Below are 24,092 nucleotides of genomic sequence, written 5' to 3'. Positions count from 1 at the left end.
AATGGCTAAGCTGACTGCATTTTTTGCCGGATTGATCTTTGGGCTGGGTTTACTCCTGGCAGGTATGGCAAATCCTGCCAAGGTGTTGGCTTTTCTTGATTTGGCTGGAGCTTGGGATCCTTCTCTTGCTCTGGTCATGGGAGGGGCCATCACAGTGGCGGTTATCCCCCTGAATTGGGCACGTAAGAAGAAGCGAAGCTGGCTTGGTGCCCGCATGCAGTTACCCGTCAAACGGGAGCTAGACACCCGCTTGATTGGTGGCAGTTTGGTGTTTGGTATTGGCTGGGGAGTTGCTGGGATCTGTCCTGGGCCGGCGGTAGCTATTCTGCTCACAGGGCACTGGCAAATCATCGTTTTCGTGTTGGCAATGTTGGCCGGTATGTATTTGTTCTCTGTGCTAGGAAGCCGACGCATGTGTTAATCAGAAAAATGGTTATGGAAGCGAATGGCGGAAAACCCGACCGATTTCTGCACCATCTGACCAGAGCGATTTCATATATTTTTCGGCCAAGGAGAATTTGATGTCCGACCTGAACGATCCACGAGTGTTCTTTGCCGCGGAGAGAACCTTGCTGGCATGGAACCGAACCAGTCTTTCGCTTATGGCATTTGGCTTTGTGATTGAACGATCCGGGCTACTGCTACAGATGCTAAAACCCGGTGTTTCGGGCAGCCCAGAAAAACACTTTTCCTTCTGGCTCGGACTGGCTTTTCTAATGCTCGGCTCATGGGCTGCATACTGGTCATCCTGGCAATACAAGCGCGTGGTTAAGGCTCTGAAAGCAGTTGAAATCCCAGTGGGGTACAGCATGAATTCCGGCCCTGTAGTGAATGTGTTCACCGCAGTGCTGGGAGTCTTACTCATGGTCTATCTTGCCATCATATGAGCAAAGCTCAGCCTCAAATCTGTACAGGAAAAGGCGTTAGCGGAACGCTGCTATTGAGACACCGCCAGAATTGATTTGGCTTTCTGATTCACCAATTTTGGGGAGTACCTCGCTTGCTGGCTCAAATCTACACCATCGAGTTCTTGAGGAGTTAGCGGAGCTACTTGGTCAGCCAGAATCAAGGCAAACATCAGAACGGTAAAGCCTACTAATACGGGGAATGAGCCGCACCAGAAAACGATACGTCGGCGGCGGCGCTGGTATGCGTTCATTTGTGCTAACCCCTTTCAGCTCTGGCGAGTTTGCCTCGCTCACTTATAATTACTCGCTCAATGTAGTTTCTGTCGTCGATAATTACCAGTCCTCGAAAAAAAGGGAGTGGTGCCAGCGTCAAATTGTGGAATGCCCTCCGCCCTGATTTAGGAAGTGGCCGACTATTGACTTGGTTCATTCATGGGATTGTTTCGCAACAAGTCATTCGACCCCATTACCTGCATATCTCCTACCCATTTACAGCGCCTGGAGAAACCGGGTAACAGCAGATCAGCAGGACATTCAGAGGATTTCCATCATCACTGAGTGTATTTGGAATAAATCCGTAGTTGTCCGGATAGGACATCGGCGTACTGAGAAAGCGGTCAACGAAAATCTGTCCGCTTGGTTTGCCCACCTCGTACTTGATCGGAGAGTGGTTTGCAGGGATCTCGATAACAGTAAAAAAATCATCGGTAATCGCGTCACCAACCGGGACATCCGCACAGTTCCTATTCATAGCTCCAAAGATTTAGGAAAAATTCACGCTAATTGGCCTTCTTACCGACAGTGCCCATCTCGATAGGAGTCTTTATGAAAAACACGGAGATTTCCTCGCCCTCCAATCGCTTGAACAATCTTTCTGACTCCTCCTCGGTGATGGCCATGCGAATCTCTGTAGGCTGATCTGCCAGCTCAAAAAAATGCGAAGAGTGCAAACGGCCGGTGTGCCCAAAGCCTTCGATACCTGTAGACAAGGTCGCACCACGCAACCCCATTTCTTTGGCCACATCGACGATCCAATCACCAAGCATCTTTCCCTGATAACGACGGTTCTGTTGAGTAAAGAAAATCACCAGAAAACCTTTCATGTTCATGTCCTCAGCGCGTGCCAATCATTTGATAGGACAGAAGCCCGGCAGCGGTCATCGCCAACGAGCCCACGACGTGCAATGAAATTGAGCCGAACGCCCAGAGCAGTCTGCCTTCCTGAATCAGGGCAACTGTTTCGGCTGAAAACGTAGAAAAGGTAGTCAAACCACCACAGAAGCCTGTGATGATCAGCAGACGCCACTCAGGGCTTAGGGTGGGCGAAGCGGCCAAGAATGCGATGGCCAAGCCAATGATGTAGCCCCCGATCATGTTCGCCACCACAGTGCCTGGGGGTATGGTCGGGAACAGCGCGTTAAGCTTCATGCCTAAGAGCCAACGCAGCCAGGCACCAAGCGATGCGCCGATAGCGATGACTAGAAGTGGTTTCAGCATGGTTACATGTCTCCTCTGGGCTGGTATAGCCGAGGAGGTGCTGATAACCGCACGCCAATAGAGGGAGCTGATATGAAATTGGAAGTCACGATCCTGTCCTAAATTGGAGGACAGGGAGACACACCTACGCACCCTGTCCAAGGTTCACGTAGGCATCATCAGCACAAAGGCGGTTAAAGGAGGAATGCCATCTCCTGATTTAATCCTATAGCAGCGCCGCTTGCACATTCAAGTCACTTCGAGCTCGAATTGCACCTTTTACAACAAAGGGTGTTTAGCAGTGTCTGCACAGGAACTTAGGGGTTAGCCATAATCTAATGGCATGCTGGGCAAGCCTGCCGAGTCAATAAAGCTCGGAGTAACACCTGGTGTCCACGCAATTACTTTGTGAGCTCGAGTATTAAGTAGCAGCCCAATCTTGAAGGAAGATGGTGATAGCTCCGATTAATGCCACTGACGCTTTATTTCCTGCCACTGGATGTCTGACAGCCACTTATCTGCCATCGGAAAGAAAATGCTCTCCTCAGCATCCATATGATCGTAGTATTTCTTGATGAAGTCATCGACGGCGTCAGCGATCACTCTCGTCTCTTGAGTTGATTCCTCCAACATCTTGAGCTGTCCAGCAATGCGCTCAAATGCCAGATGATCTCGCTCGATATCCTTAACCCGTTGGTGGATCGGTGCCTCAGTCGCTAGCAGGGCCCGCCGAATAAACTCTTCATTTGCATGGTGGCGTCGCTCTGCTTCACCATGCAAGGCTTCCAGCATCTCAAACAATAGCTTGCAGTCATCGGCACCAGCGGATTCATGCCTCACCCTCCCCAGCAATGCTTTGATCTGAGTAATTTTGATAGCCGCCTCATGATGATAGGCGTGCAGTTCATTCAACAAGACGTTCATATAAAATCCTCACCAACACACCGAACCATCACAAAAAACTATTATTAACCTCCAACTTCCAAAAACAGCAAAATATATAAATCCCAATAATTATAATACCTCCACCAAAAAGCACTCACCATCGCGCATTTAACCTTTTTAGTATAGCCGAGCGCAAAACTCTCGCCCAAAAATATCTGCCACCCTTGGATGAATTTGAAATATCAAGTAAATGTTCATATGCGCTATTTGATCTACTTAAAGGAAGCGCTGCGAAAAAAGCCAACCATCTCCTTGGCACACCGAGCACCTTCAACCAAGCACGCCACAAGGAAATGACTGAACCTCTGCTATGGACTGGGCATGCCACGCCGATTGATGAAGTAGCTGAAGCTGGTCAGAAGCCCGATGCCGTAGTGCTCTCGGTCGGTGGCGGTGGATTGCTATGCGGGGTGATCGAAGGACTACACCGTAACGGCTGGCAAGACGTACCGGTTATTGCCGTTGAAACCGAAGGCGCTGCGTCCTTTCGAGCGGCCACCCAGGCCGGTCAAGCGGTAGAAATCGAGAAAATAAGCTCCATCGCAACTTCGCGTGGCGCAAAGCGCGTTTGTGATCAGGCCGTCAGGTACTTGGATGGACATTCATATCTCCCCGTCCTAGAGGGTCATTGGCTTCGTATATTCGTCCATGGAAACCAATATTTTGTGAGTAAAAACGCCTCATTTCGTCCATAGATTGATCTTCAGAAACACCGATGCCCCATGCGTAAAGCCAAGTAGGGAATGCTGATTTTTTTGCGTTAAGAAGAGCGGTGCTGTAAAGCCATTGTTGCAGGACTCCCGCCTGGCGGTATCGCTAAAGCCTGCGTCACAAGCCTGTATCATGTCAGTTGAAGTTAGTTCTGTGCAGGGTTCCATTAATCCTCGGGCCCCTTGGAAAGGCGCCGGCTTAAGGAAGAGTTCAATCGGCACGGTGAAATGCTTCTGCTGATGCTGCGTTATACCCAGGCACTGATTACCCAAATGGCACAGACCGCTGTTTGCAACCGCCATCATTCGATCGATCAGCAGCTGTGTCGTTGGCTCCTGTTATACCTAGACCGCTTACCGGGCAACGAGTTGACGGTGACCCAGGAGCTGATTGCCAACATGCTCGGAGTGCGCCGCGAAGGTGTAAATGACAAGCACCCGTAATCCGTCGCTGTCCCGACTTTTTGTTCCCTAGCGAACTGACCGAGCTCTTGGATCGTGGACACACTTGCGTTGAACGCATTACCAAACAACGCGAGGCACCTCTAGGCAGGACATCAAACACTGACACCCTGGGCATGACGCACATCATGACACCCCAAGGGCTATAGTCTTCCAGGGCAATCTGACATCGTCATCGATCGCGCATCAACGCCGTGCACGCGAAAGAAAGCAGTCACGTCGTACGATCAATACCGGCGTTGTGCCTCGTAATTACGCGCAAAAAGGATCTCATCGTGGCTCACAACGAAGGACAGAGTGATCAAGCAGCAATGGCCGCCTCTGACCTGCTTGAGCTGCTTTTTCGCGTCTATCGCGGCGGCCTTAGCGTACGGTTGTGGAACGGTACAAGCATGCGACTCGGTAAAGCCGCGGAACAAGCGCTTCCCCCATTCACCCTGATATTTCGTAGCCCACAGGCAGTACTGAACCTGGCAATTGGGCGTGCCCCACTGCGCTGGATTGATGCCTATCTTCTTGAAGACATCGATATCGACGGCGATCTGTTCAGCGCCTTAGCACTGAAAGACCACCTGGGGAACCTGAGCATTCGCGGTCTCGATCGACTTGAAGCGATTACCGCGGCGCTGCGCTTAAAACTGGCGATCCTTCGCAGTACGCCAGCTCGTCACCATCATCCGAGGCTTCATTCACGTCGAGTTAACTTACGGTCCCGAACCGAAAATCTAGAGACCATCGCTTTTCACAACACTCTGCCGAGCGCTTTCTACGGGTTGTGGCTGGATGAGTCGATGGTCTATTCCTGCGCCTACTTCAAGCGCATCGACGACGAACTGGAACAAGCGCAGCAGCAAAAGCTGCACCTAATCTGCCGCAAACTAATGCTCAAGCGCGGCGATCATCTGCTTGATATCGGTTGTGGTTGGGGAGCACTGATCATTTATGCCGCACGTAATTTTGGTGTACGCGCCCATGGCATAACCACCAACCAGCAACAGATGGACATTACACGAGAAAAAATTTGCGAAGCGGGCCTACAGGATCTAGTCACCGTCGAGGTCGCTGACTACCACACTCACCCGGGCGAAGAAATTTACGACAAGGTGACCAGCCTCGGCATGTTTGAGCACGTCGGCTTGGAGAATCTGCCACGGTACTTCACGGCCGTGTATCGGCTCTTGAAACCCGGCGGTCTTTTCCTCAATCAGGGGATTACTCACGATGTGCATGGGGGGAAAGAAACCTTGTCCACCCTGTTCATCGATCACTACATTTTCCCCGAAGGCCAACTCGATACCGTCAGCCATATCCAGCAGGCGATGGAGCATTGCCTATTCGAAATCGCCGACGTCGAAGCGCTACGCCACCATTACGCACTGACCCTCAAGCGTTGGGTTGAGCGGCTCGAGGCGAACAAGGATCAGGTGTTGGGATTAGTCAGCAAGGTCACCTACCGCACATGGCGTCTGTATATGACGGCGTGCGCACTCGAGTTCGAAGCCGGTGACCTGGGGGCCTACCAGATAATGTCGAGTAAACGTGCAGGTAGCTTTTTAGCTCTTCCCTTGACGCGCAATCATCTAATGGCGAAGGGAAAAAAAGGCTGCAGGAGCAGCCATCAAGGATGGGGGGGGCAGAGATGACTTAGCGTCACTCATGTTTTCTTATAGGGCGTAGCTTTATCGGCCAACCAACAAGATCAATCGACTACATGGAACCTAGGTAGCATCCATTTCCAACGAATGGCGGCAATACGGCTGACAAAAACGAACGCAATGGCGATTGCAGACGCTACTTCAAGTGAAATCTGCAAATCCAGCAGCGTGATGTAGGCGACGGCACCCAAAATACTGATGGAAGCATAAACCTCACGTCTAAACACCAACGGTATTTCGTTACACAACACATCACGCATCACACCCCCTGCGACTGCGGTAGCTACACCCATGATCACTGCGATGCTGGGAGGGAGGTTTTGCTGAAGAGCCATATCTGTTCCTGTGACCGTAAATACAGCCAATCCAAATGCATCGGCTACCAACAACACCCTCTCGTTGAAGGTTTTCAAAGTCCTCGCCCAAATCATGGTTCCTAGCGAAGCACTAACCCCTACCAAAAAGCCATTCTCATTGGAAACCCACTCGATCGGATAATGAGCCATCAGTACGTCACGCAAGGCACCGCCGCCTAAAGCGGTGACTAAACTGATGGTGATTACGCCGAACCAGTCCAACGATTTTCGCCCTGCCATCAGGGTGCCGGCCACTGCGAAGGCTGCGACGCCTAACAACTCACAGTAATAGATCACCCAACCAGCGTGGTAAGCCTTCATCTACGGAACCAGCCTGTACTGCAAATGGGAAAAGCCCTTGAAATGAGGCGCCTTCAAAGGCACACATTAGGATCTAATTACATTATCATATTATGATAATAAAAGTACAACGCGAGGCGTGCGGTGAAGACAGGTCCAAAAAATACAGCGGCGTATCGTCATGAGGATTTTCCTCTTGGGAAAACCACCGTCGAATCAAGCGTACGGGTCGAAACGGTCGGCGATCTGGCAATGGCGTATAGCCCAGGGGTGGCGCAGCCTTGCTTGGCAATAGCGAAAAATCCGGATGAGGCTTACCGCTTTACGGGTAAGGGCAATCTCGTCGCAATCATTTCCGACGGCTCGTCAATTCTGCATCTGGGCAACCTGGGATCTCTTGCCAGCAAGCCGGTGATGGAGGGAAAAGCGCTCCTGTTTAGACGCCTGGCCAAGATCAACGCGGTAGATATCCAGGTCAACACCAGCGAATCGGCAGCATTCATTGATACGGTCGTTCGCATTGCTGACACCTTCGGCGGCGTACACCTGGATGGCATGGCTGAGTCTCAAAGCCTGGAGATCGAACAAGCGCTGATCGCTCGATGCGACATCCCGGTGTTCAGATGAACCACACGGAATGGCAATCGTTGTGGTGGCCAGCCTGGTTGCTACTGAACTTGGGAGCCCACAAATCTCGTATTGTCGTAACAACCGGCTGTGTCCGCACAATCGCGCAACTGGGGCAAACGGTTCAGAATGGACTCACACAGCACTCGCCCGCGGTCATGAAGGGATCTGACGTTTTTATTGGTGTTGCAGATCCAGACTGGTTAACGCCGGAAGCAATCCTGTCGATGGCAAGCAACCCCATCGTGTTTGCTTACGCGGGCCCCTATCGAGCGATTTTGCCTTGGCAGGCTCGTGAAATTCGGACGGATTTGATTCTCGCCACCGACAGCTTCGAACATCCAAATGAATTAGCCAACTGCCTGGCTTCGCCTTTCGTCTTCCGAGGAGCCCTGGACGTCAGAGCGCGGCGTATAAATGAAGCCATGAAGATTGCTGCGATCCGTGCTTTGCACATGCTCGCTTTGCAACCGGTGCCGTTAGACGTACTGCGAACCTACAACGTCGACAGGCTGGTGCTGGGAAAGGATTACATTGTTCCCAAGCCTTTGGATGGGCGCTTGCACTCGGTGGTTGCCGGCGCAGTGGCCAGGGCGGCTATTGATTCGGGAGAGGCCAGAATCAGTTTCCCTGCCCATTACCCGTCTATCTATCCCTTCTTTTACCCGTTTCTGGTAGACGTACCGTCGCCAGTTTTTGATCATGGTCAATCTAGCTAACGGTAACGAACCTAACCAGTGACAAATAACCCTCCGCCTATTATAATTTGATTATCATCGACCGTTTTAGGGTACCGGCAATTCCATGGAAAATAAGACTGCACGATTAACTGTGCTCATTGATCCCGTCAAGAAAAAAGCACTTGAGGAGCTTTGTGCGTCTCAGGATCTGACGCCTTCTCAGGTCGTTCGTCAGCTTATTCGGGACTACCTGGAGACGCATGGCGTTTCATACTCGACCAAAAGCAGAATTGCAGCCAATGGTAAGTGATTCATCTGCGCATGAGCGGGCACGACGAATAATGCCTGCTCATCGCTCCTTCTAGCCTACTGCGCCCCATCTCTAGCCGTGGGTCTTGTCGATCTCGACATAACTGGCCAGTGCACCACTGAAGTCGGCATGATAATGCTCTGAGCCGAGCGCCTGAAGAATCCCTGCCCTGTCGAGCTTGCCAAGGACTTTCTCGTTGGCTTCACACAACTTCACGACGATGCTGCGCTTGCGCAGCTGCTCAATGACTTCGAGCAGCGTTTGTAAGCCCGTGATATCCATGAACGGCACTCGCTTCAGGCGAATAATCAAAGTCCCAGGATCAGTGTGTGTTTGAGCCAAAACGCGCTCAAAGGTTTCTGCTGCGCCAAAGAAGAGAGGCCCCTCAATGGTGTAAACCAAAATACCGGGGGGAAGATGTACATGCCCATTCATACGCAACTCTACCTCCAGCTCTTTCTCGACCATTAGCTGTACCTCCACAGAAGACGCCATCCGACGCATAAATTGCAGCATGGCGAGAATGACCCCAATGTTCACCGCAATCGCCAGATCACTGAAAACGGTTAGGCTGAAGGTAATTAACAGGATGGCAACGTCGGCTTTGGGGGCTCGTTTGACCATGCGTTTGAAGTGCTTCAGTTCGCTCATGTTGTAAGCGACCACGAATAAGATCGCGGCCAACGCGCAGAGCGGGATATTCGAAGCCAAGGGCGCCAAGAAAAAGATCAGTAAAATCAAAGTGAGGGCGTGCGCAAAACCCGCGATAGGACTGTTGCCACCATTGCGGATGTTGGTCGCTGTTCGAGCGATCGCGCCTGTCGCAGCAAAGCCACCAAACAGAGGAGTGACCAGGTTAGCAATGCCTTGTCCGATTAACTCCTGATTGGAGTCATGTTTGGTACCGGTCATCCCGTCGGCGACAACAGCAGACAGCAGCGACTCGATCGCCCCCAGCATCGCGATCGCAAACGCGGGGCCAATCAATTCAATAATTTGCGGCAGCGTTATTTCAGGAAGGCCAATTTTGGGCAGTCCTTGAGGAATTCCCCCAAATGCACTTCCGATAGTGGCCACGCCATCGAATTGAAAAAAGGAATGCAACGCCGTCACAACGACCATGGCAATCAGGGGGCCGGGAACACGCCTTACGCCCGGTAGTCTAGGAGCTAGTATCACCAACACCAGGCTCAACAGGGCTAGCAGTGTCGTGGGCACATGAAGGCTGGGTAGTGCCTGGATGAGGTGCCACAGCCGCTCGTGGAAATGGTCGCCACTGATTTTCGGCAAGCCCAAAAAGTCTTTCCACTGTCCGACCCAAATGATCACCCCGATACCGGCGGTGAATCCCACAATCACGGGGTCGGGAATGAACTTGATGAGTGCGCCAAGCCTGGTGATACCGAGCAGTAATAAAATTGCCCCGGCCATCATTGTCGCGATCTGCAAGCCATCAACGCCGTACTTGGCCGTCACACTGGCCAGAATGACGATGAACGCCCCTGTAGGACCGGCGATCTGTAGTCGACTCCCGCCGAACAGCGAAACCAATAGGCCACCAACAATGGCCGTGTAGATCCCTTGCTCCGGCTTGACGCCCGAGGCGATGGCAAATGCCATGGCCAACGGCAGCGCCACGACGCCGACGATGACCCCTGAGACGATATTTCGAAGCCAATGCTCGCGCCCTAACAAGCCCGCTTTCCAAGCTTCTCGTATCGCAATCATGACTAGCCTCTCTCTGGTGGCATGTGCATAATATTCACACGTAGTGATAATAGCAAAGCAATTGGCCTAGCCTCGGTACGACACCAGCGACGCTGTAGATTCGGTGCTGAGAGAGCTAAACCATATGCCCGGAGCCCCCGCATGAAACGCGAAGACGTCAAAACCAAACACGGTGAAGGCATGCACTTCGACACGCATGTGATAGCCAACCCGACCAACACGCTCGAGTGGATCATTCTTTTCAAAAAGGATGAAGGAAGAAGCTATTTTCTGGTCAATGACAACGAGGAGATTGAGTCATTTGGACGCCTCGATGAGCTGATCCATGAGCTTCGCGAGCTGGGTATCAAGTCCGCCGAGGTTCACTTCTGATAGTTACACTCAGGGAGTTTGATCATGTCAGTAGATTGAGCATCTGTCCGGTCAAAGCAAAGAGCTTTGGTCTGTTTGTTTAGGTAGCCGCAGCATTCAATTTCGTACTGAGCAAGGGGCGAAGGACTATGCGGCCACACTTAAAGAAAGAATCGACGCACCGCATACCTTTCCGCGAATTCACCACGCTCCCAACCCAGACCACTGATCAACGCTGATCTGGACTTTTCCCTCCGCTGGACAGGCTCGACGTCTGACCAATAGGAGCAGAACACCAAGCCCCTTAATGAAAGACATCTAACGACAACTCAGAACATCACTGAGCTGTTGCCTATTTAATTGACGCTAGCTGACCAAGTTTTTATCACGCTCGATACTGGAGTCCCAGGGTGGAAAAATCAAAAGACGTGTCAGGTGCCACCATTCCTCCCGGGCTCTCGATCGAAGCGGCCGGCGGTGTGGCACTGCTGGGCACCTCTCTCATCGTCTTTGTCTTGGCCAACTCTCCCTTCGCTCCCAGCTATTTTGAACTGCTACACCGCATCCGCCTGGGTCTGTCGTTAGCCCACTGTGTCAATGACGGCCTGATGACGTTGTTCTTCTTGGTCATCGGACTGCAAATCAAGCGTGAATGGTTGGTCGGGCATCTAGCCACGTGGGAGCAGCGTGCATTGCCGGGCTTTGCGGCGATGGGTGGCATGATCCTGCCGGCGCTTATTCTCTGGGCGTTTAATCAACCCCAAGACGAAACCCCAATATTGATGGCTATACCCACGGCCACTGACATTGCATTTGCGCTGGCCGTCCTGTCGTTACTCGGTGACAGGGTTCCAGCTTCGCTAAAAGTATTCCTAACCGCCGTCGCCATTCTGGATGATCTTGGCGGGGTCATGATCGTTGCCTTTTTTCACACCCAGCATTTTTTTGTTCCGATGCTGCTCGCCTCATTGTTGCTGTTGAGCCTGCTTGTAGCGCTGAACAGCAAAGGGAGATAGCACGCTTGCGCCCGTACGCAGTGACAGGGGTCTTTTTGTGGATTGCCATCGAGTTATCCGGCTGGAACCCGACACTCGCCGGACTCGTATTGGCGTTGTTTTTACCGCTAGGTAACCCCGACAAAAGATCCAGCTCTCTGTTGCGAACCGTTGAAGAAAAGCTCAGCCCTTATGTAACATTTCTGATATTGCCGATTTTCGGTTTTGCCAACGCCGGCGTGTCCCTCATTGACATGTCACTGCAAGATCTCTCAGCCCCGGTCACGTTGGGTGTCGCGACAGGTCTGTTGATCGGGAAGCAACTGGGTATCTTCGCTGTAGCTGGTCGCGTAATCGCGCTTGGGCTCGCCAAGCTCCCCGAGAGAAGCAGCTGGATGCAGCTTTACGGGGTTGCGGTACTTGGCGGCATTGGTTTTTCAGCGAGCCTGCTCATTGGTGCCCAGACCGATTCATCGCCTTCCCTTGTGATGACCGACGTGAAAATCGGGGTACTGATGGGTTCAATTTTGTCTGCGTTACTCGGCGTCTTGATTTTGCGCTCTCGAGCCGCCCGTTCAGGCCCATTCAGAACTCTACATTCGACCTGCGTCCCTCATGCAGAGATCAATCATTCACCCCGCAGCAGCACTGATCGGCCTTACCAAAGTGACACCTAAAGTCAGGAACACTCATCATAAGCCACAGTCTCTACGTTGTGTAATTGCATCGATTTGACCACCTGTTTGTATTCGACTTGACCAGTTATTTGCATTCGAATTGACCGTGACACCTTTCATAATGTATCGCGCGGTTGAGATGGCATGCAGTGTAAAATAGATAAAGCCAGCATAGACAAAGCGGAGGTTTCGAGTGATGGCTACAGAATTGACGGTGCGAGTAGCACAACAGGACGATCACGAGTGGATTATTGCTGCGAATGGTGACGTCTATGCCACAGAGTTCGGTTTTGACAGGCGCTTTCAGGATGGCATCGCCGAAAAGATGCGCACCTTTCTTGAATTACTAAGTCCATTCAATCGCATCTGGGTTGGATTGGTAGGGGACAAACGCGTAGCGTCGATAGCGATATCGGACAGAGCTGACAGCGTGGCATTTCTTAACTTCGTGCTAGTCCTGCCGCAGTATAGGGGTAAAGGTGCTGGTTCTGCGATGATGAAACTCGCTCTTGATCATGCTCGCCAGCACTCGTTTAAGCAGGTGCAGCTAGAAACCTATAGCTGCCTTGTCGACGCAAGGGCGCTTTATGGGCGCCTCAACTTCCGAATGACTGAGGTGGTGCCTGGGCAAAAGGCTTATGGGAAGAAATTCGATCTGGAATTCTGGTCGCTGAAACTCTAGGGATTCTATGAGCCACATCCTCGAAGGTGCTGAAATATACCCTCACCACCTGATCCGAGCCGCCCTTGAGCCAGAGAGCTTTCCGACTTTGAATACGCCGGCAAGCGCAAGCAGACACGCCGCGAACGGTTCCTCGCCGAGATGGATCAGATAGTGTCCTGTAGCGGTTTACTGGCGTTGATTGAGCCGTATTACCCAAAGGCCGGCGGTGGTCGAAAATCCGCTCAAGCCACCGGCCGACCAACCCTCATTTATTGAGTTTCAATCGTGCTTGATCGCAGTGTACCAGCGACCCTGCGCCCAAACTTCCCAAGTCACTACGTTGATTATTTGACAATGCTCGCACTGAACCTCGAACCGATGCCTCGCGTCATCGGGAACGAAATCCATCGTTAGGTCACAGTACGCACAGTCAGACATCCTCTGTTCTTCCTTTTCGCCGTCGCTCATAAAGCAGGCCCCCAAGTGAAGCGATAAGCATACCCGTCCCCCCCTTGAATCAGGGTGTTCGACTGGAACAATCGGGGGCAGACCACGGTATTGATGTTGAGGGGCCAGCTCCTGGCCGGTTTCTGCCTGCTTACCTGTCGAGTCGTACGGGTATTGCCATTCAAACAGTGCAGGACCTTATTGATTTCAACAGGTACGTTCCAGGATCTACTGAGGAACGCGAATAATGGCTGTAAATGCTGCGCTGGTATTGATTCACGGGCGAATGACCCACGCAGAAGCCCTATGCAACTGGGTCATGAGCTCACGCAATTGTCGAAATACGCGGATCAGATCCAAGAGGCCATGAGAAAACTCTGAATCCTAATGTGCCGCGCTTAGGGCGTGACACCGCTTGGGACATTCGAGCGCGCAAAAAAATGGCCACACGAGGTGGCCTAAGACGGGTTCAAGCATAGGAGGATCTCTATTGACCAACAGATACAGGCCCGCCCTGAAGTCTAAGGCCAATAGAGTTGGTCCGCTGGCTGACAAACCCCTTCATCAGCAGCGTTCAAGCCGGCAATTTGACCCTGGTCTGTGGGTCAGGATCTCGTTGCCTTGCATTATAATAGTGTTAACATTACATTATAATCAACGTCCAATTAGGGGATCGCATGACTACCGACTTCAAGAAGGCTGCACTGGATTACCACGAATTCCCAACCCCAGGGAAAATCAGCATTGAGCTGACCAAGCCCGCCGACACAGCCGCCCAACTCGCACTGGCGTACAGCCCAGGCGTAGCCGAGCCCGTTCGCGAAATCGCGAAGGATCCGGAGAACGCCTATCGCTTTACTGGAAAAGGGAATCTGGTGGCCGTGATCACCAACGGCACTGCCATTCTGGGCCTCGGCAATCTAGGCCCCTTGGCCAGTAAGCCGGTCATGGAAGGTAAAGCGTTGCTGTTCAAACGTTTTGCCGGCATTGACTCGATCGATATCGAAGTCAATGCTGAGAGTTCCCAGGCCTTTATCGATACAGTCGTGCGCATTGCCGACACCTTTGGTGGCATCAACCTGGAAGACATCAAAGCCCCTGAGTGCTTTGAAATCGAAGAAGCACTGATCGAACAGTGCAGCATCCCGGTCTTCCATGACGACCAACACGGTACTGCCATCGTCACTGCCGCCGGTATGCTCAACGCACTGGAGATTCAGGGCAAAACCCTGGAGAGCGCGAGAATTGTTTGCCTTGGCGCGGGTGCCGCAGCCACTGCCTGCATGCGCCTGCTGCTCAGTCTCGGCGCTCAAAAAAGCAATCTGTACATGGTCGATCGCACCGGCGTCATCCACTCCGCACGAGAAGATCTCAACCAATACAAAGCACAATTCGTAAACGACGGTGGCCCGCGTACGTTGATGGAAGCCATGAGCGGTGCTGACGTGTTTGTTGGTCTGTCCGGAGCCAACCTTCTTCCGGCTGAAGCGCTGGCAGCGATGGCTCCCAATCCGATCGTGTTTGCCTGCTCAAACCCCGATCCTGAAATCAGCTACGAGCTGGCCATGGCCACACGTGATGACCTGATCATGGCGACCGGTCGTTCTGACTACCCGAACCAGGTTAATAACGTTCTGGGCTTTCCGTTCATCTTCCGCGGGACCTTGGATGTTCGGGCAACCCGGATCAACGAAGCGATGAAAATTGCGGCGGTGGAAGCACTGCGCCAATTGGCCAAAGAGCCAACCCCTGTGGAAGTGCTGCAAGCGTTCAACGTCGATAAGCTTGAGTTTGGGCGCGATTACATTCTTCCCAAAGCGCTCGATGCTCGCCTGCTCGGAGCAATAGCCGGCGCAGTGGCCAAGGCCGCTATCGACACCGGCGTTGCGAAGCTGCATTACCCGACGCACTACCCGCTCTAAGCTGACGTCAATCATGCTGATGTGCCGCAGCTGCACGACCTTTTACAAGGTTGACAGCTGTCGCACTCGGGGATCATCCAGCCGCAGCACGTCCTGAATATCGACAGCCCGCCATTTGCAAGATCATCCGCTCTTGGCTGATCGCGGGGTGAAGCTTTCGGGATCCCCGTCTGCTCCCCCAGCAGGTAATCACCACACAGAGTTGCCATCCCAGGCAATCCTGATCACCGATCAGAAAAAACGACAGTCAGCGGCTTTAACACTCAACGAGCAGACCAGCCTAAATCGCGAGGACCTGGTGATATCAGATGTGCATAATCGGTTGGCTTTCTTGCTCCTCATACGCTTGGGACAGGGGTGAATGAATGCCGATCAAATATGTTAGGAGCCTCACTGGGCGACGGCGTACCACAGACGCAAACCGACATCTTGGATTTGCCTTGGCCTTCGTAGCGGGGGCAATCAACGCCGGTGGTTTCCTGGCGGTGCATCAGTACACCTCACACATGACGGGCATCGTCTCCTCGATGGCAGACAACAGTGTGCTGGGAGCCTACGACCTGGTGCTCAGTGGCACCGGCGCTCTGTTGTCCTTTCTGATTGGAGCAGCGTGCTCGGCGGTCATGGTCAATTATTCCCGCCGCAGACGCATGCACAGCGAGTTTGCAGTGCCACTCTTGTTCGAAGCCTTTTTGCTCATCTGCTTTGGCTTTCTAGGAGCTCGGCTATCCACCGTGGATGGTCTATTCGTGTCCGTCACCGTGATGCTGCTGTGCTTCATCATGGGGCTACAAAACGCGGTGATCACCAAAATTTCCAAAGCCGAAATCCGAACGACGCACATCACCGGCATCATCACGGATATCGGTATTGAGTTTGGAAAACTCTTTTATTGGAATGCCGTCAACACATCGAAGCATCCAAAAGTTCTCGCCAATCGGACCCGACTCAAAATACTGATACTGCTTGCGCTGAATTTCTTTTTTGGCGGCGTGGTGGGTGCCTTTGGGTTCAAGCACATTGGTTATATCTCAACGGTACCGCTCGCGATGGTTCTGGTGACGCTGGCGATCGTGCCTGCCGTTGATGACGCCAGGCTTTTTGTCCGCCGCGTCATGCGAAAGTGAGCAGCTTGCCTGCAAGCAGCTTTCCAGGCGTTGCTATACTGGAGTTTCACTACGTTGATCGTGTCGATATATGACGTGCCCGATGTCCAGCGACGGATCCCACTCGTTCGAACGCTAAAAGCGGTGCCTTCGCCGAGCGGTTTTTTTCGTTTATACCCCGCGTGGTGACCGGCTCTTCAAGATCATCGAGATGAGGGTTGTGATGACCCACATATTGGCCTGTATCGACAGTTCAACTACATCTCCGGCCGTCTGCGACTACGCCGCTTGGGCCAGTCTCAACTTTGTATTGCCGTTAACCCTCCTGAATGTTGTAGACCGCCCCGCTGGCGTAGAGATACGGCCCGGCAGCCTGGCGCACGTGCTAGAAGCTATGTCGCTGGACGAAAAGCGCCATGAGCAGGCGTTGAAGCAAGGCTTGATAATGCTGCAAAACGCTCGAGAAAGAGCGATTGCTGATGGCGTGATGCAGCCAGAGCTTCGTCAAAGCGACGGAGAACTGTTGGGTCGGTTACTCGAGATGGAAACTGACATGCGCTGGCTGGTCATGGGAAAACAAAGCTCGTTCTGTCCCCGACTCAACCAGCTCGAAACCATCATCCATGCTTTGCACAAGCCGATCCTGGTCACACCTTGTTCCTTCAACCCACCACGAAGCCTGATGTTTGCTTATGACGGGAGCGAGGACACGCACATGGGGGTGGAAATGCTGGCAGCGAGTCCAGTTCTCAGAAAGCTGCCCGTGCACCTGGTCATGGTCGCAGCCAACACGTCGAAGAATCTGGAACGACTCGATGCGGCAGGAGCCATTCTGCAATCAGCCGGGTGTGACGTGCGGACAGCCATCTGTGGCGGGAGAGTAGAGCTCGCCTTACAGTCCTATCAGACCGAACACGATATCGATCTGATGATCATGGGCGCTTTTGGTCATTCGCGAGCCCGTCGATTTTGGCTTGGCAGTACGACTTCAAGAATGATCCGAGCCACAACTTGTCCTCTTCTATTCCTGCCCAAAAGCTACCTCAACATGTAACGCACAGACATTCAAACACCTTACCGTCTCAGGATGAAAACGCTCCTTGTCAGCACATGCGATTAACATTATATGTTAATGTTGTTCGCATCTTCGATGGAGCAAATGACAGCATCCTTGATCCGGTAGCTCGGCCGTTACAGCCGCATCCTTGAGTAGTTTTGTGCGGCGCGAGAACTGACTCCCACTCAGGTCGCCCGTCTATTGATCCGCGATGACCTGCGCAGTCACGGCGCGGAGGATGAAACACAGCACACTGGCGCGGTGAAAGCCGCCAGACAGTCAATGCCAATCAGCAGACTCGTGACACCAGTCTCAATGACCCAATTAATACAGCGGCTGACAAAGCGCTGTTAAGGAAGAGACCATGAGCAAAACTATCGCAATCATCAAGGGTGACGGCATCGGCCCTGAGATCATGCAAGCGACGCTACGCGTACTCGATGCCCTTGACTGCAATCTTCAGTACGACTTCGTTGAGGCCGGTTTGGAGGCCTTGCAGCAGCATGGGCAACTGATGCCACCCGCGTCCATAGAGACGATCGCCAAACATGGTGTCGCACTCAAAGGCCCTCTGACAACGCCGATTGGCCGCGGCTTCTCATCGATCAACGTCCACCTTCGCCGCCACTTCGATCTCTATGCCAATGTCCGACCAGCGATCAGTTTCCCAGGGACCCGTTCGCGCTTCGAAGATATCGATATCATCACGGTGCGCGAAAATACCGAAGGGGCGTACCTACCAGAAGGACAAAGTATTTCGGAGGACGGCGAAGTCGCTCTGGCGAGCATTCGGGTCACACGCACAGCCTCCGAACGCATCGTGCAGTACGCGTTCGAACTGGCTCGTAGCAAAGGCCGTAAGAAAGTTACCGCGGTGCACAAGGCCAATATCATCAAGTCTTGCTCCGGTTTGTTCCTTGAGGTGGCGCGTGAGGTCGCCGCGGGTTATCCGGAAATCGAATTCCACGAGATGATCGTCGATAACGCCTGTATGCAGCTGGTGATGAATCCCCATCAGTTCGATGTCATTGTCACCACTAACCTGTTTGGCGACATCCTTTCAGACTTGTGCGCAGGCCTGGTGGGTGGATTGGGCTTGGCGCCCGGGTCCAACATCGGCGCCGATGCGGCCATCTTCGAAGCGGTCCACGGCTCGGCACCGGACATCGCCGGCAAGAACATCGCGAACCCCTGTGCATTGTTGCTGGCTGCCGCGGACATGCTTGATTATCTGGGTATGGTGGACAAGGGGACACGCGTTCGTACCGCTATCCGCGCTGTTTTGGGAAGTTCGCGTAACCAGGTGACACCGGATATGGGAGGGACCGGTACAACTGAGTCCTTCGCTGACGCCTTGGTGGCCTACTTGCGTGACTAGATAGAGAGTCAAGAAACACGCGCTCCGTCCGCGTCGCCAGCTCAGTACGAGCTGGCGATTCTCTACGTGTGCTCCACCCTGACCTACCAGTAGGACAGTCTGCTGGATTAAATCTTCTTATACTCCACGGGCTGATCCGGCCACGCAGTCAAAACCTCAAAGCTATCGCTGGTGACCAAGACCATATGCTCCCACTGGGCCGAGAGAGAAAGATCTTTGGTGATCACGGTCCAGCCATCCCCCAGCGTTCTTACACCGTGCTTTCCAGCATTGAGCATTGGCTCGATGGTGAAGATCATGCCTGGTTTCAGTCTCATACCTTCACCAGGGTTACCATAATGACGGACCTGTGGCTCATCGTGGTAAACCATGCCAATGCCATGTCCACAGTAGTCACGCACTACGCTATACCCTTCACGGTGCGCCACGGTTTGAATGGCGTGACCGACATCTCCGAGCGTGGCACCGGAGAGGCCTACTGCATGAATGCCGGCCCACATCGCCTCATAGGTCGTGTCCACCAGCCGACGAGCCTCTGCGCTTGGCTCGCCGACAAAAAACATGCGGCTTGTATCACCGAACCAACCATCCTTGAGCACCGAGACATCAATATTGAGGATATCGCCATCCGAGAGCTCTTTATCTGACGGGATTCCGTGGCATACGACATGATTGATGGAGGTGCACAAGGTTTTGGGGAAACCGTGATAACCGATATTGGCTGGAGTGGCTTTCTGCACGTTGACAATATAGTCATGGCAGAGCTTATCAAGCTCATTGGTCGAAACCCCGGGTCTGACGTGAGGCGCAATCATGCTTAGAACCTCCGCAGCCAACTTGCCCGCAGCGCGTGACATAGCAATTAGTGCAGGCTTCATAGTGGAACCTTTATCCTCATTATGAACATTAGGGACTGGTTGGGCGGGTGCTCATTTGCCGAGTGCTGTTCAATTACAGAAACGTAGCATGAAAATTAATTCAACCTTGCTAAGCTCCACAGCACTCTAAGGAAGAAACAATATTTTGTTGCCGTAACTTTAGCGTTAATAGAAAGTCATTAACCATTATTACTTACTGCAACCGCGCTTGTAGGCGAACGGCAACGCACGAGGGTATGAGTGCGGAGCTTCAATACGCTCTTTTAGCTTTGCCGCGTAATCTTTTGCACCCTGCTCATTGCGGAATTGAATGCGCCTGGTACCGACACACACGGACCATAGATCTTCACTCTGGCTAGACAGATGCTCGATTTTGACAGACATGGCGACACTCCAAGGAAAAGAACTCAAAAATGAATTTCAGCAACCTTGATACCGATTTCTCGCAGCTCATGAATCAAATCATCAAGGTAGCGAAAGGGTTCGATTTCTTCGTTGTCATTGACCAGGAAGAAGCTTCTTCCTGCATCCTTTTTAAAGAAGGCGATCCACTCCTGGGTGTTGGCCGGGTTGGCAATCAAATGGGTGTCGAACTGAATGCCTTCAGCGTGTTTGGTTTTTACGTCCTCACGTTTCATGCGGGTCTCCAAGCGCTCACGTATTGCTGTTCTCATGCATGATTTTGCCTCCCGGCAATCGATCAAAAGACCTCGCCCCTGCCTGAAGCAAGGGCGAGTAGATTGCCTTTCCATTATCACTGCATGATAATATTATGCACATATGACCCCTTGGAGGCTAGTCATGAGCAGGACTGTCGAAGCACCTCAGCCATGTGGGTCCGAGTCGGTCCGCCCAATGCCGTGGCTTTGAAGGCGCACGGGGCCATGCGGCCAGTTTCCCGCGATAACAGGATTTGCCGGCCAGATCGAGAACAAGTGGAACCAAAGGGCTCTCACAATAAGTAGCGAGCTATCAATTCCAGACCTTGAAGGTGATTGCCTGCACAGGCTCCGAAATGGCTTACTTGACCGTGATGATTACCACCTTGAAGAGCACATATGGCGTCATGCGCAAAGGCTCCAGATGCGTACCTCGCAGCAGTGGATCTCCCTTGCTTTTGATTCAACGCGTACGGTTTCTGAATTTTAAGGACGACAGTCATCATGCGGAAAACAGAAATTGAGAAGCGCCTCCCGCTCAATGCTCCGACCCTGGAGCCGGGGCAACGACTGTTGGTTTGCCTTGAGCAATGCGTCGTCGTCCAGCAGCGGGAAACGAGAATCTATCAAGTTGTATTCGACTGCAAATCACCCAAAACAATTCGAATTTTTTGGGCAGAAGATGAGTGGATTTTCATCGGCAGGCATAAGCAAAATGCTGAGAAAGATCCTTCATTGGCGACCTTTGTATCAACGCTAAGAACTGGGCTAAAGGCTGTCTAGCGATAAATTCGGCTCTGATCTATAGCGGTAAATCAAGACGAATGCAGTTGACTGCTCACTACTGATTTTCTTCGCCTGCCCAAGTGGCACAACGTTGGGGCTCGAAAGCGCCCGCTCCAATTCGGCAACATGATTCTGGCAGTAGGGCTGGCAAGGTATCGCGTTTCTGCACAACCGCTCCCATTCGTTCCCGGAGGCTGCGGTTCTTTTTACGAGCTGTAACTCTTACCTGATGAGCGGATTCCGGTCGAACATAAAGATTGGCTTCTACGTACTTCTGAGTTTCAGCGATGAGAGTGGGGAAGCGAGATTTTTAACACTGATGGATCGCCCACCACCTCCTTGCTCTGACTGACTTGGGTGCCCTTCGGCAAGCGCTCAGGCTCATCATTTTTCAGGCACACAATGCGGCGCGGTAGAGATCGCAATGCTTTTTTGGTTGAGGTGATACGTCATCTATCGCTGGTCAGCTCGAATGCAAACAAGTGGTCAGTGGGAATGCAAACGACTGGTCAAGTCGAATGCAAATGGGTGGGCAAGTCTGTGCAATTACCCATCCAAGAGTTCGTCGAGGGAGATGTGCTGCTCGAGGTGATCGGCAGCCGGCGACGGGAAGCCCGCAGGGACTTTGAACGAGTAAAAGGGAAGCTGATCAAATCAGCGGAAACAACCAACAAAAAAACTCGCACTAAAGCGATTAGAAATAGAGAAACTAACAAGATGACTCCAGCATTCTCATTAAGCGCACCCGATTGCCCGCGGTGTGATAGAGGGGTTTATCAATGCTGCTTTCTTCGTAATTCAGCCGGTCGAAGTATCGCAACGCGCTTTGAAGCATAAAGACTATGCCGCTTGGAAGCATATGAACCGCGTGATTAGCACCGGCGAGTTCGCATTCACATTGAGCACCGACCCTGATCCGAAGGCATCGGCAGCGCTGATGTTTCCTGAGTTCGCTGGTAAAGGACAGGGCTCATGGAGCATGCTGGATGCGCCATCGAAGATTGATCGCATAAGGAAAGCAGTCCGGTCAGCTGGAGGGGCCTTGCTCGGCGCTTATGGACTGATATACGCCATCTCTTCGGAGATCATCCACGGGTCAGTGTACGGTATGAGCTACTTCATGAGCGCACACAACCCCGGCGAAATGAACGTCGAGGACTTTCTTGCCAATACAGAGAGCCAAGTGGTCGACATTCTCTCTGCTGTCAGCACGCCGCCAGTGGCTTTCTTGCAGCGTTCGCGCAAATTCACAATTGCCTGCCACTGATCGACGTTGAACGGAAGCTGTTCAAGCGTTTGTATAAAGCTGCACAAAGTGAAGACTTCGGCCGGGACAGTTCGTCGTCAGCTGAAGAGCAGGGTTGAACCGGAGTGGGCGTATGCCCAGCAAAGATTTTGAGTGGGCCGTCTCCGATCGGACAATGACCGCTTTGGGTCCAGGCTGTGTGAAAACACCCGCAATTGTCTAATCTTCTGATCGTCGAGATCGTAGCGGGGGCGATCATGAAGCGAGTTATTGAAGGCGAGACTCGGACGCAAGTCACCTTGCTGCCGGAGTGTCCGGACGATTACGTAGCCGAAGAAAATCCAGTGCGCGTGGTCGATGTTTTCGTCGATGAACTCGACCTGGGCGCACTTGGTTTTGAGGGCGTCGATCCTGCCGCAACTGGGCGTCCGGCCTACCACCCAGCGGTCTTGCTGAAGATCTATATCTACGGCTACCTCAATCGGATTCAGTCCAGCCGCAGGCTTGAGCGTGAGGCCGAGCGCAACGTCGAGTTGATGTGGCTAACGGGGCGTTTGGATCCGGACTTCAAAACCATTGCCGACTTTCGCAAAGACAACGGCAAAGCCATTCGCAGCGTATGCCGCCAGTTCGTAGTTCTTTATCGCAACCTCAATCTCTTCTCCCAATCGATCATCGCCATCGACGGCAGCAAATTCAAAGCCGTCAATAATCGCAACCGCAACTTCACTCAGGGCAAGGTGAAGGCACGCATGCAGCAGATCGAGCAGAGCATTGATCGATATCTGACGGCGATGGATTCTGCGGATCGGGCAACGCCCGAAGTGGCCGAGGCCAAAGCAGAGCGGCTTAAGGAAAAGATCGAAACACTGAAAAAGCAGATGCAGAAACTCAAGGAAATCGAGGCGCAGCTCCACGAAAGTCCAGACCAGCAGATCTCCCTCACAGACCCAGATGCACGCTCAATGGCCACGAGCGGCCGAGGCACCGGAACGGTTGGCTACAACGTACAAACAGCTGTCGACGACAAACACCATCTGATCATTGCCCATGAGGTGACCAACGTTGGTAATGATCGTGGGCAACTGAGCAATATGGCGAACCAAGCGCGTGAAGAAATCGAGGCTGAATCGCTAACGGTGGTGGGGCCGACCGAGGCTACTACAAAGGTCTGGAAATCCTTGCGTGCGAGCAAGCCGGCATCACTACCTTCGTACCGAAACCCCTGACATCTGGAAGCAAAGCCTTAGGCAGATTCGGCAAGCAGGATTTCATCTATCTTATTGCGTCGGACGAGTATCGATGCCCTGCGGGGCAGTTACTAACCAGGCGGCATTCGTCGATGGAAGACGGCATGTTATTGCATTGTTACTACTTCTCGGGCTGTCAGTCCTGCTCAATGCAAAAGCAATGTACGACGGGTAAGGAGCGCCGTGTGAAGCGCTGGGAACATGAGGCGGTAATCTACGCGATGCAGGTTCGGCTGGAGCATGATCCAGCGATGATGAGGGTTCGTCGCCAGACCGTTCAGCATCCTTTTGGAACGCTCAAATATTGGATGGGAGCCACCCACTTCCTGACCAAAACACTTACCGCGGGTAAGTACCGAAATGAGCCTTCATGTGCTAGCCTACAACCTCAAACGAATGATGAGCATCTTCGGCATCGCAGGACTGCTTGAGGCGATCAGGGCGTGAATCCAGCCGCTTGGCTCGCCAGTTAGTAGCCGTTTGGGCCGCTGACGCGCCCAAACGGCATTACGAACGTCT

Annotated in this window: 19 protein-coding genes, 8 pseudogenes and 1 riboswitch; of the genes and pseudogenes, 18 read left to right on the top strand and 9 right to left on the bottom strand. The window is 52.6% G+C overall.

All coding sequences use genetic code 11. The features are described from left to right. Nucleotide 1: 1 nt before the first annotated feature. Both F8N21_RS06240 and F8N21_RS06235 read left to right on the top strand, forming a co-directional pair. Nucleotides 2–421 (top strand): DUF6691 family protein, encoded by a 420-nt coding sequence (locus F8N21_RS06240; RefSeq protein WP_150641291.1) that lies wholly within the window; start codon nt 2–4, stop codon nt 419–421. A 100-nt stretch (nt 422–521) separates the two neighbouring features. Next, nucleotides 522–887, top strand: a complete 366-nt coding sequence (locus tag F8N21_RS06235; protein WP_150641290.1) for a YidH family protein — start codon at nt 522–524, stop codon at nt 885–887. Nucleotides 888–1,398: 511 nt separating this feature from the next. Here the strand turns inward: F8N21_RS06235 and F8N21_RS06225 are convergent. The 4 genes and pseudogenes from F8N21_RS06225 to F8N21_RS06210 all read right to left on the bottom strand — a co-directional run. Next, nucleotides 1,399–1,659, bottom strand: a pseudogene (locus F8N21_RS06225) (inorganic diphosphatase); the annotation flags it as partial. Nucleotides 1,660–1,687: 28 nt separating this feature from the next. Beyond that, nucleotides 1,688–2,011 carry a DUF190 domain-containing protein gene (locus F8N21_RS06220; protein WP_150641288.1) on the bottom strand — a complete coding sequence of 108 codons (324 nt, stop codon included), beginning with the start codon at nt 2,009–2,011 and terminating at the stop codon, nt 1,688–1,690. A gap of 10 nt (nt 2,012–2,021) precedes the next feature. Further along, nucleotides 2,022–2,405 carry a fluoride efflux transporter CrcB gene (gene crcB, locus F8N21_RS06215; protein WP_150641287.1) on the bottom strand — a complete coding sequence of 128 codons (384 nt, stop codon included), beginning with the start codon at nt 2,403–2,405 and terminating at the stop codon, nt 2,022–2,024. 142 nt (nt 2,406–2,547) lie between these two features. Then, nucleotides 2,548–2,609, bottom strand: a riboswitch (Fluoride riboswitch). 240 nt (nt 2,610–2,849) lie between these two features. After that, nucleotides 2,850–3,308, bottom strand: a complete 459-nt coding sequence (locus F8N21_RS06210) for a hemerythrin domain-containing protein (protein ID WP_150641286.1) — start codon at nt 3,306–3,308, stop codon at nt 2,850–2,852. A gap of 233 nt (nt 3,309–3,541) precedes the next feature. On the opposite strand from F8N21_RS06210, the pseudogene F8N21_RS06205 reads away from it, so the two are divergent. From F8N21_RS06205 to F8N21_RS06195, 3 genes and pseudogenes are all read left to right on the top strand, one after another. Continuing rightward, a pseudogene (locus F8N21_RS06205) lies at nt 3,542–3,931 on the top strand (pyridoxal-phosphate dependent enzyme); the annotation flags it as partial. Between the two features lie 306 nt (nt 3,932–4,237). Next, nucleotides 4,238–4,471 (top strand): annotated as a pseudogene (locus tag F8N21_RS06200) (Crp/Fnr family transcriptional regulator); the annotation flags it as partial. 305 nt (nt 4,472–4,776) lie between these two features. Next, nucleotides 4,777–6,144, top strand: coding sequence for a class I SAM-dependent methyltransferase (locus F8N21_RS06195; protein WP_224788173.1), 1,368 nt, complete (start codon nt 4,777–4,779; stop codon nt 6,142–6,144). A 56-nt stretch (nt 6,145–6,200) separates the two neighbouring features. On the opposite strand, the gene F8N21_RS06190 is transcribed toward F8N21_RS06195, so the two are convergent. Beyond that, on the bottom strand, nt 6,201–6,833 hold the full coding sequence (locus F8N21_RS06190; protein ID WP_150641285.1) for a trimeric intracellular cation channel family protein: 633 nt from the start codon (nt 6,831–6,833) through the stop codon (nt 6,201–6,203). A 123-nt stretch (nt 6,834–6,956) separates the two neighbouring features. On the opposite strand from F8N21_RS06190, the pseudogene F8N21_RS31415 reads away from it, so the two are divergent. Further along, nucleotides 6,957–8,158, top strand: a pseudogene (locus F8N21_RS31415) (malate dehydrogenase). Nucleotides 8,159–8,243: 85 nt separating this feature from the next. Next, complete coding sequence (locus F8N21_RS06175) at nt 8,244–8,429, top strand: ribbon-helix-helix protein, CopG family (RefSeq protein ID WP_077185744.1); 186 nt, start codon at nt 8,244–8,246, stop codon at nt 8,427–8,429. A 72-nt stretch (nt 8,430–8,501) separates the two neighbouring features. Here F8N21_RS06175 and F8N21_RS06170 read toward each other — a convergent pair whose 3' ends face one another. Next, complete coding sequence (locus F8N21_RS06170) at nt 8,502–10,157, bottom strand: SulP family inorganic anion transporter (protein WP_150641283.1); 1,656 nt, start codon at nt 10,155–10,157, stop codon at nt 8,502–8,504. Nucleotides 10,158–10,298: 141 nt separating this feature from the next. Here F8N21_RS06170 and F8N21_RS06165 point away from each other — a divergent pair, with 141 nt between their 5' ends. From F8N21_RS06165 to F8N21_RS06130, 8 genes and pseudogenes are all read left to right on the top strand, one after another. Then, a complete protein-coding gene (locus F8N21_RS06165) occupies nt 10,299–10,529 on the top strand; it encodes a hypothetical protein (protein WP_150641282.1) in 231 nt (76 codons plus the stop codon). Between the two features lie 389 nt (nt 10,530–10,918). Then, a pseudogene (nhaA, locus tag F8N21_RS31410) lies at nt 10,919–12,078 on the top strand (Na+/H+ antiporter NhaA); the annotation flags it as partial. A 298-nt stretch (nt 12,079–12,376) separates the two neighbouring features. Further along, entirely contained in the window at nt 12,377–12,862 is a 486-nt protein-coding gene (locus F8N21_RS06155; RefSeq protein WP_224788170.1) for a GNAT family N-acetyltransferase, read from the top strand. A gap of 81 nt (nt 12,863–12,943) precedes the next feature. Beyond that, nucleotides 12,944–13,078: pseudogene (locus tag F8N21_RS06150) on the top strand (IS5/IS1182 family transposase); the annotation flags it as partial. 890 nt (nt 13,079–13,968) lie between these two features. Continuing rightward, nucleotides 13,969–15,213 (top strand): malic enzyme-like NAD(P)-binding protein, encoded by a 1,245-nt coding sequence (locus F8N21_RS06145; protein ID WP_150641281.1) that lies wholly within the window; start codon nt 13,969–13,971, stop codon nt 15,211–15,213. Nucleotides 15,214–15,653: 440 nt separating this feature from the next. Beyond that, nucleotides 15,654–16,340 (top strand): YoaK family protein, encoded by a 687-nt coding sequence (locus F8N21_RS06140; protein ID WP_318184103.1) that lies wholly within the window; start codon nt 15,654–15,656, stop codon nt 16,338–16,340. A gap of 202 nt (nt 16,341–16,542) precedes the next feature. After that, on the top strand, nt 16,543–17,373 hold the full coding sequence (locus tag F8N21_RS06135; protein WP_150641279.1) for a universal stress protein: 831 nt from the start codon (nt 16,543–16,545) through the stop codon (nt 17,371–17,373). A gap of 367 nt (nt 17,374–17,740) precedes the next feature. Continuing rightward, on the top strand, nt 17,741–18,754 hold the full coding sequence (locus F8N21_RS06130) for an isocitrate dehydrogenase (RefSeq protein WP_150641278.1): 1,014 nt from the start codon (nt 17,741–17,743) through the stop codon (nt 18,752–18,754). 107 nt (nt 18,755–18,861) lie between these two features. Here F8N21_RS06130 and map read toward each other — a convergent pair whose 3' ends face one another. Further along, nucleotides 18,862–19,632, bottom strand: a complete 771-nt coding sequence (gene map / locus F8N21_RS06125) for a type I methionyl aminopeptidase (RefSeq protein WP_150641277.1) — start codon at nt 19,630–19,632, stop codon at nt 18,862–18,864. Nucleotides 19,633–20,039: 407 nt separating this feature from the next. Next, nucleotides 20,040–20,270: a hypothetical protein gene (locus F8N21_RS06120; protein WP_150641276.1), complete on the bottom strand. Its 231-nt coding sequence runs from the start codon at nt 20,268–20,270 to the stop codon at nt 20,040–20,042. Nucleotides 20,271–20,795: 525 nt separating this feature from the next. Between F8N21_RS06120 and F8N21_RS06115 the strand changes: the two genes are divergently transcribed. Then, the gene (locus F8N21_RS06115; RefSeq protein WP_150641275.1) at nt 20,796–21,074 is read left to right on the top strand and encodes a hypothetical protein; all 279 of its coding nucleotides are present in this window, start codon (nt 20,796–20,798) and stop codon (nt 21,072–21,074) included. 555 nt (nt 21,075–21,629) lie between these two features. Here the strand turns inward: F8N21_RS06115 and F8N21_RS30760 are convergent. Further along, a pseudogene (locus tag F8N21_RS30760) lies at nt 21,630–21,722 on the bottom strand (peptidase S24); the annotation flags it as partial. A gap of 115 nt (nt 21,723–21,837) precedes the next feature. On the opposite strand from F8N21_RS30760, the gene F8N21_RS06100 reads away from it, so the two are divergent. After that, complete coding sequence (locus F8N21_RS06100) at nt 21,838–22,344, top strand: DUF5677 domain-containing protein (protein WP_224788169.1); 507 nt, start codon at nt 21,838–21,840, stop codon at nt 22,342–22,344. Nucleotides 22,345–22,580: 236 nt separating this feature from the next. Next, nucleotides 22,581–24,020, top strand: a pseudogene (locus F8N21_RS06095) (IS1182 family transposase). Nucleotides 24,021–24,092: the final 72 nt, after the last annotated feature.

It is taken from the genome of Pseudomonas fluorescens (assembly GCF_902497895.1).
Classification (GTDB): Bacteria; Pseudomonadota; Gammaproteobacteria; order Pseudomonadales; family Pseudomonadaceae; genus Aquipseudomonas; species Aquipseudomonas fluorescens_BP.
This window is presented reverse-complemented; position numbering and strand designations above follow the sequence as displayed.

Bases quoted from the DNA above. Each gene is read 5' to 3' on its own strand.
- F8N21_RS06240 (WP_150641291.1), top strand. From the start codon at position 2: ATGGCTAAGCTGACTGCATTTTTTGCCGGATTGATCTTTGGGCTGGGT.
- F8N21_RS06220 (WP_150641288.1), bottom strand. From the start codon at position 2,011: ATGAAAGGTTTTCTGGTGATTTTCTTTACTCAACAGAACCGTCGTTAT.
- F8N21_RS06155 (WP_224788170.1), top strand. From the start codon at position 12,377: ATGGCTACAGAATTGACGGTGCGAGTAGCACAACAGGACGATCACGAG.
- F8N21_RS06135 (WP_150641279.1), top strand. From the start codon at position 16,543: ATGACCCACATATTGGCCTGTATCGACAGTTCAACTACATCTCCGGCC.
- F8N21_RS06235 (WP_150641290.1), top strand. From the start codon at position 522: ATGTCCGACCTGAACGATCCACGAGTGTTCTTTGCCGCGGAGAGAACC.
- F8N21_RS06145 (WP_150641281.1), top strand. From the start codon at position 13,969: ATGACTACCGACTTCAAGAAGGCTGCACTGGATTACCACGAATTCCCA.
- F8N21_RS06130 (WP_150641278.1), top strand. From the start codon at position 17,741: ATGAGCAAAACTATCGCAATCATCAAGGGTGACGGCATCGGCCCTGAG.
- F8N21_RS06115 (WP_150641275.1), top strand. From the start codon at position 20,796: ATGCGGAAAACAGAAATTGAGAAGCGCCTCCCGCTCAATGCTCCGACC.
- F8N21_RS06120 (WP_150641276.1), bottom strand. From the start codon at position 20,270: ATGAAACGTGAGGACGTAAAAACCAAACACGCTGAAGGCATTCAGTTC.
- F8N21_RS06190 (WP_150641285.1), bottom strand. From the start codon at position 6,833: ATGAAGGCTTACCACGCTGGTTGGGTGATCTATTACTGTGAGTTGTTA.
- F8N21_RS06170 (WP_150641283.1), bottom strand. From the start codon at position 10,157: ATGATTGCGATACGAGAAGCTTGGAAAGCGGGCTTGTTAGGGCGCGAG.
- crcB (WP_150641287.1), bottom strand. From the start codon at position 2,405: ATGCTGAAACCACTTCTAGTCATCGCTATCGGCGCATCGCTTGGTGCC.
- F8N21_RS06210 (WP_150641286.1), bottom strand. From the start codon at position 3,308: ATGAACGTCTTGTTGAATGAACTGCACGCCTATCATCATGAGGCGGCT.
- F8N21_RS06165 (WP_150641282.1), top strand. From the start codon at position 10,299: ATGAAACGCGAAGACGTCAAAACCAAACACGGTGAAGGCATGCACTTC.
- map (WP_150641277.1), bottom strand. From the start codon at position 19,632: ATGAAGCCTGCACTAATTGCTATGTCACGCGCTGCGGGCAAGTTGGCT.
- F8N21_RS06175 (WP_077185744.1), top strand. From the start codon at position 8,244: ATGGAAAATAAGACTGCACGATTAACTGTGCTCATTGATCCCGTCAAG.